Here is a 9,759-nt window from a genome sequence, read left to right as displayed (position 1 = left end):
CGATCGGCGGCGGAGACCGAAATGGTAACCCCTGTGCGCATGCAGCAGACTCGCATGCGAGCACACCGATGTGAATCCCACACCGGACTCTTTCGTTCCGGTCAATCCACTAGATGCTCCGTCAAGACCAGTTGCCGCATAAATCCGGCCCATCAGCTGACAGAGGGTGTTTGCTGAAAACCCCGCCCCTTTCTGAGTGACCAAGAGCGGCCGCTTCCGATCTGCGGTGGTTCCAAGGGTACACACGTATGCGGCGATTTCCCGGCGAAGTCGGTCATTGACGAAGACAATCCGTGCATGCCCGCCTTTTGTGATCGTCGCGGAGAGACGCAGGTGTTCTCGAACCTGGTCCTCCCGATCGAGAACGTCCGCAAGTGCAAGCGCGGCAATCTCCCCGACCCTGAGGCCAGCTTGGTACGACAGTATGAAGGCAAGACGGTTCCGCGCGGCGTGCCGACCCTGTCCTACCACCGCCATGAGACGCTTGAACTCAGCGTCCGTCAGCACCCTTGCCTGTTTCATCGAACCTCACGAAAAGCACCGTACAAGTGCCTTCCGTTATGTTTCCAGATGAGGGCCAGGGCGAGCGCCACCAGCGCTGCTTGGAAGCCGCTTTGGGATCAACGCGTTACGATGCAACTGCGCCAGAATGTCAGAAAATGCGTGTTCTATGATGTTTCGAAACCGCTGTGGCTACCGCCTGTTATATTAGAACCTGACGAAGGCGGGAACGATAACTAGATCGGAGCGTTTTCCTCCGCTTGGTTGAAATGTGACTAGGCCTTAGCGAGCACGCATCGCTGCAGCTGAGGGGCGTGCAGTCGGGGCGCATACGTACGACAGAGGGGCGTCCTATTTGTGAGCAGTGAAAAGTCAACTTCGTCTCAGCTCGTGCGCGAACAAAGCTCGGCGCCGCCGTTTCTGCAGGGTGGCGGAAATGCTGGGACGCTCTTACGAGCGCGCGATTGGACTTCGTTCCCAGTTGGTTCACCGGTGTGCTGGCCGATGGCGCTCCGGACTTTGGTTGGGATCATGCTCGGTTCGAGCCAACCGATGTTTGTCATCTGGGGGGCACAGCGAACGCTTCTGTATAACGACGCCTATAGTAAGATCCTCGCGGATAAACATCCGGAAGCGATGGGACGAGATTTCTTGGAAGTCTGGAAGGAGATCAGGGACGATCTCCTTCCGATTGTCGAGCGGGCCTATAGCGGTGAGCCTGTGCAGATGAACGACATTGAGCTCTGGATGGAGCGCAAGGGATTTCGTGAAGAGGCCCATTTCGCCTTTTCCTACACGCCCGTGCGAGGGGAAACTGGCACTATAGATGGTTTCTTTTGCGTATGTCAGGAGATCACCGGGCAGATCGACGCGGAACGTAAGCTACGCGAGAGCGAGGCGCGGGCCAAAGCCGACGCGGATCGGGTGAGGCTCGCTCTTGATGCGGGCGCGATCATCGGGACGTGGATCTGGGATCTTCCCTCTGACAACTTCACGGTGGATGAGCAGTTTGCGGAAGCCTTCGGTATCGACCCCAGCTTGGGTCGCAGCGGTCTCAGCCTTGAGCAGGTGATTGCCACCGTTCACCCGGACGATAGGTCAGGATTGATCGCGGCCATCGAGGCGGCAAAGCAGCGAGGTGGCCCTTACGCTCACCAGTACCGTGTGTGCCGCACGGACGGCAAATATCACTGGATCGAGGCCAATGGACGCGTCGACAAGGGGGCTGATGGGACTCCGTTAAGCTTTCCCGGCGTTTTGCTCGATGTGGAGGAACGACGTCGCACGGAGACTGCCCTCCGAGCCAGCGAAGAGTTCAACCACCGCGTGCTTGCCAGCTCAGGCGACTGCATCAAGGTATTAGATCTCGAAGGTCGCCTCGAGTTCATGTCCGAAGGCGGGATGGGTGTCATGGAGGTGGATGATCTTCACTCTATCCGCGGCGCCTTCTGGCCAAACTTCTGGAAAGGCGTGGAAAAGGCGAAGGCGGTAAACGCCTTGGAAGAGGCAAACCGCGGCGCCAGCGGACGCTTTCAGGGTTTTGCTACTACTATGAAGGGAAGCGCGCGCTGGTGGGACGTGGTGGTCACCCCAATGAACAATGCGGAGGGGCAGCCTGAGAAACTCCTCTGCGTCTCGCGCGATATCACCAGTACCATGGAAGCCCAAACCCAGCTTCGAGACACATCTAGAAGGCTCGACGCCATCCTGAATAATACGCGCGAAGCCGTGTTCTTGATGGATCACCAGCAGCACTGTGTTTACGCCAACGCCGCCGCCGAGAAGCTGACTGGCTACCGGGCGGAGGAGTTGCAGAAGCGCCCGCTGCACGACGTTATCCATCACAAGAAGCCTGACGGATCCCATTATCCAATCGAAGAGTGCCCGATCGACCGGGCTTTCCCCACGCGAGCACAGATGAGCGGTGAAGAGCTATTCGTCGCGCCCGACGGCTCCTTCTATCCGGTCGGTTTCACGGCGAGCCCGCTTCTGGACGATGAAGGGAACCCCGTGGGTACAGTGATCGAAGCGCGGAACATAGCCGAGGAGAAAGCTCGCGAGAACGCGTTGCAGGAACAGAAGCGTACTCTGGAAACCCTCAACCGCACGGGTGCAGAAGTCGCTGCTGAGCTCGATCTGGAGCGCGTTGTGCAGACTGTCACTGATGCTGGTGTTGAGCTTACCGGCGCGCAGTTCGGCGCCTTCTTCTACAATGTCCGGAATGAAGCCCGAGAGGCATTCATGCTGTACACGTTGTCCGGTGCCGACCGCTCTCAGTTCGAGAGCTTTGGAATGCCGCGTGCGACAGCCGTGTTCAAGCCGACCTTCGATGGCAATGGGGTCCTACGGTCCGACGACATCCTTGCTGACCCGCGCTACGGCAAAAACGCCCCACATCAAGGTATGCCGAAGGGGCACCTTCCCGTTCGCAGCTACCTCGCAGTCCCAGTCACATCCCGTTCGGGTGAGGTCATCGGCGGGCTGTTCTTCGGCCATCCCGAGCCTGGCCAATTCAGCGAACACCACGAGACGTTGATGCTAGGGATCGCGGGTCAGGCGGCGATAGCCATGGACAATGCGCGCCTCTATCGAGATGCACAGCTCGAAATTGAGCAAAGGCGCAGAGCTGAAGAGCAGCAGCAATTGCTGATCAACGAGCTGAACCATCGAGTGAAGAACACTCTGGCCATCGTGCAAAGCTTGGCGCAGCAGTCGTTCAAAAGCGATGTACCGTCGGATGCCGCCAGGGCGAACTTCAATGCCCGGCTGACTGCACTCGCCGCGGCGCACAACCTCCTCACCCAAAGGCACTGGGAAAAAGCATTGTTGTCCGAGATTATATCCAGTTCGGTAGGCGCAACGGCAGGAGCGTCTTCGGCTCAGGTGAGCTCCCAGGGGCCAGAGGTGGTCGTTTCACCTCAGACAGCGGTATCGCTTGCAATGGCGGTCCACGAACTCAGTACGAACGCCATCAAATACGGCGCGCTGTCCAGCGATCGCGGGACAGTTGCCGTCACGTGGAAGATCAGCAACAGCGAGGCCCGACCGCGCCTTCGCCTGGAATGGAGAGAGGATGGGGGACCAACCGTAACCGCACCCACGCGAAAAGGATTTGGGACCCGGATGATCGAGCGAGGCCTCGCTGCCGAACTACAGGGTCAGGTTGCGCTTGAGTTCGCTCCTGATGGCCTGCGCTGCGTGATCGATGCACCGCTTCCGGAGGCGTGAGTTGACGCACGGTGCCTCGGTACTGATATTGGAAGATGAGCCACTCGTCGCATTTGCGCTCGAAGACATGCTTCTTGACCTTGGCTCAAAGGACGTGCGGCTTGCTACGACCATCGCAGAGGCCTTTGGCTTTCTCGACGGAAATACTCCGGATTTTGCAGTTCTTGATGTCAACATCCGAGGCGAGCGAAGCTATGGCGTGGCAGGTGAACTGCGCAGACGAGGAGTGCCGTTCATCTTCGCGACCGGGTACGGAGACGCCGAGCATCCAGAGGCGTTAAAGATGGTGCCGACCTTGACCAAACCTTACAGCTCAGACGACCTGAGATCAGCACTAGCAGTCGCCACAGGCTAAGGCCGGCTGAGGTAAACGACCCGGTCGGCATCAGTCGACCGGGCGGCTCAAGCGGGGAATGCTACCTTGAAGCACGATCCGCGCCCGGCGGGGTTGGAGCCCGTGGTCATGCGACCGTCGAGCTGCTTTGCGAGGATCGTGACCACCCTCATTCCGAGACCTTTCACGCTTTGGTCCGGCTCGAAACCGGCCGGAAGTCCTTCGCCGTCGTCGCAGACACTGAGTTCATGGACATCATCTTTGATTCTGAAGGTGACATCGATATTTCCCGTTCCGTGCTTGGCAGCATTGGTGACCAGCTCGTTGACCATGAGGCCAATCGGCTGAATACGGGTCGTCGGGACATTGCCATCGTCGCCATCTACGCTGATGGATTTGCCTAGAATGCCCGCCAAATCTGCGCAGAGACGGCGGAGAAAAGTGATGCAGGACACCTCATCGGCTGCGTCCGTATAGAAGTTCCGATGGACGCGCGCGACCGCCGCGACGCGGTTAGCGGCCAGCTGCAACTGGCTGGCAGCGGCGTCGGTCAGCTCTGGCTCCCGGCTTTGCATTGTGAGCAAGCTGGCAATGAATTGCAGGCTGTTCATCACGCGATGATCGATCTCACGGGCCATGATTTCCGCCCTGGACACCGCTTGGCGGGCGGACAGCCGCAACTCCATCTGATCCATTACGATAGAGGCAAGATCCGTGAGGTCGTCGATTTTCTGCTGATCGATCGGACGGGCCTCCTTGTCGATGATACAAAGGGTGCCGAGATTGTATCCGTCGCTAGTCTGCAACGGGACGCCTGCATAGAAGCGAAGTCCAAAATCGCCCGCGACGAGCGGATTGGCGAGCGAACTTGGATCGGTGCTCGCGTCGGTCAAGATGTGCGGCTCTGGCGACAGAATGGCAGAGGCGCACAGTCCCGGCTCACGGTCGATCTGCTCGACCGGTACACCATGATGGGATTTGAACCAGATGCGGTCGTGGTCAACGATGCTGATAATTGAGATAGGAACATCGAAGCGCCGCGCGGCGAGCGCGGTGATACGGTCGAACGATCCGTCCGCAGGCGTATCCAAGATGTCATACCGCTTCACGGCCGCCATGCGCTGTGGTTCATTCTCGGGAATGATGCTCGCGGCGTATGCGCTCAAAGGACAGCCCTTTCTGGCTAAGATATTGATGAATCACCCATACTCTTCTGGGCCTGGTAAGTCGACATCAGGAGGGTGACGGTCGCCGTTCCATCCAATCTGCGCGATGCTTGCGCTGGCGCGAAGGCCAGCTCTGGGTGGCCGACATCACTACGCCACCGTTATCGGCGGGTTCATCTGGCGGTGGTGCTCGACGCCTTGTCGCGCCATATCGTCGGCTAAGCCAACAGCCGGTGCATCGAGGCCCGGCTGACGCTTGCTGCTCGCCTCGGTAAACGATCGTGACCGCCTGACCCAGCAAAATCGTTGAAACGGCAGCCTGTTTCATCGAAACCTCACGAAAGGCATCCTCTTCGTACCGTTCGTTATGTTTCCAATCAGCGCGAAGGGCGAGCGCCGGGGATGGGGGTCCAAGGCTACTGCGGGATTAAGGCGTTACCGGCCTTAGCATCGGAAACATCTGGTAATGTATATTATGTTAGGTGACCGTTCGCCCCCCCCCTGCCGCAGGTAGCCGGCCCCAAAACCTACGTCTATTACATAGTCACTCCCAGGCTTTTGCGCAGTGATCTGACCTGGCTACGTCAGAATGACGGTTAGTATCAAAGCTGCAGGATGGACAGCACACCTGCAGGAGCAAGTTGCGGTCGAGTAGTCCCGCCATTCGGCTTCACTTTCAATGATCCGGGCAACGGCTCATCGAGCGGGCTCGCTATGACTGTTTCTTGAGCTCAAGATCGGGAAGTTGGATTTTTACGCGTGTTCCGCCTTCGGGTCGCATTTCAATGTCTGGCGTGCCACCGAACCCTCTTGCAAGACTGACGACGAGTTTCCGTCCCAAGCCGCCTCGTCCGATATTTTCAGGCATTCCCGAACCATCGTCCTCGACGGTGAGGACCGCCAGTCCCGAGTCGTCTCGAACGAGACGCACGAGGATCCGCCCCTCATCTCTGCCTACGAAAGCGTGCTTGATGGCGTTGGTCGCAAGCTCGTTGACGAGGATCGCCAAGTGAACCGCGTCTCGGCTTTCGACGAGGAGTGGCGCAAGACGCGTCTCGATGTGCAAATTGCGTTCCGTCCCGATCGTCGCACGAAGATCTGCGACGGTGTTCTCGATCGTTTCGTCAGCGCGAACCGTAGAGAGATCGGAACTCAGTCGTAAACGCCGCTGGGCATTAGCAATCGTCGCAACCCGAGTTTGAGCGGCCCGCAATTGCGAACGTACCGCCTCGTCGCTGGTCGATGCCACTTGAAGTCCGAGCATGCCTGAGACCATGGCGAGGTTGTTCCCAATCCGATGGCTGACGTCCTGGAGAAGGAGTTCGACACGCGAGCGTTCAAACTCCGCTCTTTCTTTCTCTCCTATAGCTTCGCGAGCTGCTATTTCACTTTCTCGAATGCGTTTTTCGACTTCTTCCTCAAGATTGGCGTTCAGATCCGCCAAATTCGCACGCAGTCTCTCGGCGGCGTCAATCTGCCTCCGTACCAAAAGAAAATTCAATCCCAGCATGAGAAGGGCGGCTAGGGACGTTGCAGCGACGATGACGGCGAAAAGCCTATTCGATCGTCCTTGCTCGGTCTCTCGTTCGATGAGTTGCTTGTCGTCGCTTTGAAGAATCCTGGTGACCACCCGCCGGATGTCGTCCATAACCGCGTTTCCGGAAGCAGCTGATACGACCGCCATCGCATCGCCCCTTCGGTTTTCGCTGACAAGGTTCACGGTAAAGGCGAGTTCCCGCATCTTTCGCGGGAGAAGGATCTTGAGGGTCGCGACTCGGCCCTGTTGTTCAAGATCATGCCGGACGGTTTCCTCCAGCTTTGCCAGATCGTCCGGCAGCATTGTCACCGCCTGCTCATACGGCTTGAGGTACTGTGCATCACCGGTGAGGAGGTAACCACGCTGTCCTGTTTCGGCATCTTGAAGCCGGCTGAGGAAGGAAAGCGCGCTTGCTTGTACCGCGGCCGACCGCCTCAACGCACTTGCGCCATCCGTCGTTTGCCAGTTCAGCCACAGCGCCATCCCCGTGACCGCCAACAGAAGCAGACCAGTCAATCCCGCCAACAAGCCAGCGACCGGGAGGGAGGGCACGATGGGCCCGGCATCTGGTCCGTCGTGCATTGATACTCCTGCAATTGCGTTCTTGACTGAAGCGGTTGATACCCTGCGTGCGTATTCCGACGATGTCGCTCTGGGCATTCCGAAATCAAGTCGCCCGGAATTCCGGGATGGATGTCGCCGCCTTTTCGAGCGCTACTGCCTTTGATTTTCCTGTCACCCCAAGCTTGCCCGCGGCGCCCAAACTCCCGCGCTCGTGGAGTGCATCACGCAGGCGATCGATGTCTGTGATCGCCGTGAGCTCGGCGATCACAGACTTATTCGGCGACTATGGAAAAATTGTCTCAAATGGTAGCATAGTGTGGTTTCGTATTTGGGAGGCCACAATGCAGGCCAAAGACGTTATGACAGATGAGGTCATAGCTGCCCGCCCCGGTGCGACCGTCGCCGAGATCGCGGAGTTACTTTTGAAGCACCGCATTAGCGCGGTCCCCATACTGGATGATGCCGATCGGGTCGTCGGGATCGTCAGTGAGGGTGATCTGGTGCTTCGCATAGACGATACTGCCGATCATGGATCGTGGTGGCTCCGATTATTCGCGGGTCCAGGTTCGCCGGCTGAATACGTCAAGCGACATGGCCGCCGCGCGGAAGATGTAATGACGCGAAATGTGATCTCGGTCGCGCCGGAAACGCCTTTGGGTGAAATCGCGCACTTGCTGGAGCGCAGACGCATCAAGCGGGTGCCCGTTATCGACCAGGCCGGGCGGTTGGTAGGGATCATAAGCCGATCCAATCTTTTGCAAGGCCTCGCGATCACCAAACCGTTGCCAGACACCAAACCCAGCGATGAAGTATTGCGCAAACAGGTTTCCGAGGCTTTGAAGGTCCCACCCGGGTTTGTCTCGACTGGAGTGAATGCGACAGTCACGGATGGGCTCGTCGATCTCTGGGGGATCGTCTGGACAGATGATGAAGAGCGCGCTGCCCGTCTTGCAGCGGAAAACGTCGAGGGCGTGCGTGCGGTAACATCCCATCTAGGTCGGATGTCACCTTACCTCGGGACCGAGTAAGCCCCTGCGTCGACGCAGCCGCTGCGGGTCGGCATCAGCGCATTCTTCTCAGCTTTTGTCAGCAAGCCTCCGGGCCGGAGGACCTTAAAGATCTTGACCGCATATGGACGCCATTCAGAAAGCAAGTCCAAATGCCTTGCCGTGAGCGGCTTCGAGCACATTCCGCTCCCTGAGAAATAGCATATCGAACAAACGATACACGGGACTGGAACTATCGGGCTAGCACAGTCGTAGCGCAGCTCAAATTGCATGCATAGAAAACAAGGGTTTATCCGCGGTTTCTGCCAACTGAAAATCGCAGTGTCGGCGGTTCGACTCCGTCACTGGGCACCATTACTTTCAAGCACTTAGCTCAGTTTAGCTCGGTCTCAGAAAGTGCTTTTTTGCTAGCACAGCCTAGCACAGCTCGTTTTTAACCACGTTTTCCATCAAAACGTTAGGCTGTCCAGCGTAATACTGGGTAGCACAGCGTTAACGCATTTGATTAGCAAATAACTCGGAATTATCCTGGCCAATAGGGGCGCAATCACGCGCCCCATCCCATGCTTTCATGCCAGGTTCTGCTTATGACAACCATTTACAGCGGTGACGAGTACCAAATGTTTACTCGCCCCGGCAATCCGCAAATCAATGCTCGGTTCTCGATTGCGGACCAAGGCCAGAAACGGGTCTCTCTCAAAACTTCTGACATCACCGTCGCGCATGCCAAGGCGCAAGCCGAACCCTACAAGTGCAAGGCTCTGGCCGAAGCCGGGCTGGTAGTGACGAACAAAAAGTTCGAGGACATCGCCCAGGAGTTCATCGAGTGGCTGCACCGTGCCGTGGAGCGCGGAGACAAGCCGGAATATCAGGTGAAGGGCAATCCCGGGGTGATTCGCCGCTTCTTCATCCCATATTTCGGCAAACGCCTCATGAGCGCGATCACCAGCGCTGACTTCAATCGGTTTTGGGAGTGGCGACGGGAATATTGGCTGACCGGCCCTGGCTCAAAAGACCCCTCCATCGTTTATTACCGTCGCAAGCGCGACGACGTAGGACCACCAGCGCGGATTGTGCGTCCGGTGAAGGAGAAATCCCCCTCCCCCGCCACGTTGAAACTGGAGGGATGGCTGCTCAGGCAGGTGTTCGAGCACGGGAAACGTACGGGCTACGTAAAGCACCTGCCGGTGATCGCACCGCCAAAGGATACGAGCCGCAAGGATCGCTCTCGACCCGGTTTGAACCGCCCCGGGTTTCCCGGAGACCATTTGGTTTGAGTCCTACGCGGCTATCGGCACGGCCTCAAGCTTGGCGTAGTAGGCGGCTTCCGCCTCGGCGGGCGGGAGGTTGCCGATCGGTTCGAGCAGCCGGCGATGATTGAACCAATCGACCCATTCGAGGGTGGCAAACTCGACGGCTTCG

At 58.0% G+C, this 9,759-nt stretch carries 8 protein-coding genes, 1 tRNA gene and 1 pseudogene; 5 read left to right on the top strand and 5 right to left on the bottom strand.

Annotated features, from left to right (window positions below; genetic code table 11):
* A partial coding sequence (locus VQ042_RS23355; RefSeq protein WP_331822686.1) for a site-specific integrase occupies positions 1 to 522 on the bottom strand: 522 nt, incomplete at its 3' end.
* A 510-nt stretch (positions 523 to 1,032) separates the two neighbouring features.
* Between VQ042_RS23355 and VQ042_RS26165 the strand changes: the two genes are divergently transcribed.
* Positions 1,033 to 3,729, top strand: coding sequence for a PAS domain-containing sensor histidine kinase (locus VQ042_RS26165; protein ID WP_442880197.1), 2,697 nt, complete (start codon positions 1,033 to 1,035; stop codon positions 3,727 to 3,729).
* Position 3,730: 1 nt separating this feature from the next.
* Positions 3,731 to 4,084: a response regulator gene (locus VQ042_RS23340; protein ID WP_331822685.1), complete on the top strand. Its 354-nt coding sequence runs from the start codon at positions 3,731 to 3,733 to the stop codon at positions 4,082 to 4,084.
* Between the two features lie 47 nt (positions 4,085 to 4,131).
* On the opposite strand, the gene VQ042_RS23335 is transcribed toward VQ042_RS23340, so the two are convergent.
* The 3 genes from VQ042_RS23335 to VQ042_RS23325 form a co-directional block, all read right to left on the bottom strand.
* Positions 4,132 to 5,229 carry a sensor histidine kinase gene (locus VQ042_RS23335; RefSeq protein WP_331822684.1) on the bottom strand — a complete coding sequence of 366 codons (1,098 nt, stop codon included), beginning with the start codon at positions 5,227 to 5,229 and terminating at the stop codon, positions 4,132 to 4,134.
* 712 nt (positions 5,230 to 5,941) lie between these two features.
* The gene (locus tag VQ042_RS23330; protein ID WP_331822683.1) at positions 5,942 to 7,348 is read right to left on the bottom strand and encodes a sensor histidine kinase; all 1,407 of its coding nucleotides are present in this window, start codon (positions 7,346 to 7,348) and stop codon (positions 5,942 to 5,944) included.
* An 85-nt stretch (positions 7,349 to 7,433) separates the two neighbouring features.
* A complete protein-coding gene (locus VQ042_RS23325; protein ID WP_331822682.1) occupies positions 7,434 to 7,598 on the bottom strand; it encodes a hypothetical protein in 165 nt (54 codons plus the stop codon).
* A 73-nt stretch (positions 7,599 to 7,671) separates the two neighbouring features.
* On the opposite strand from VQ042_RS23325, the gene VQ042_RS23320 reads away from it, so the two are divergent.
* The 3 genes from VQ042_RS23320 to VQ042_RS23310 all read left to right on the top strand — a co-directional run bounded on the left by VQ042_RS23320 (position 7,672) and on the right by VQ042_RS23310 (position 9,614).
* Positions 7,672 to 8,358 (top strand): CBS domain-containing protein, encoded by a 687-nt coding sequence (locus VQ042_RS23320; RefSeq protein ID WP_331822681.1) that lies wholly within the window; start codon positions 7,672 to 7,674, stop codon positions 8,356 to 8,358.
* Between the two features lie 257 nt (positions 8,359 to 8,615).
* Positions 8,616 to 8,691, top strand: a tRNA-Phe gene (locus tag VQ042_RS23315).
* A 233-nt stretch (positions 8,692 to 8,924) separates the two neighbouring features.
* Complete coding sequence (locus tag VQ042_RS23310) at positions 8,925 to 9,614, top strand: hypothetical protein (protein WP_331822680.1); 690 nt, start codon at positions 8,925 to 8,927, stop codon at positions 9,612 to 9,614.
* 3 nt (positions 9,615 to 9,617) lie between these two features.
* On the opposite strand, the pseudogene VQ042_RS23305 reads toward VQ042_RS23310, so the two are convergent.
* A pseudogene (locus VQ042_RS23305) lies at positions 9,618 to 9,759 on the bottom strand (IS3 family transposase); the annotation flags it as partial.

It is taken from the genome of Aurantimonas sp. A2-1-M11 (assembly GCF_036549475.1).
Taxonomy (GTDB): domain Bacteria; phylum Pseudomonadota; class Alphaproteobacteria; order Rhizobiales; family Rhizobiaceae; genus Aurantimonas.
Note: the sequence above shows the minus strand (reverse complement) of the source record. Positions and strands in the feature narration are given on the sequence as shown.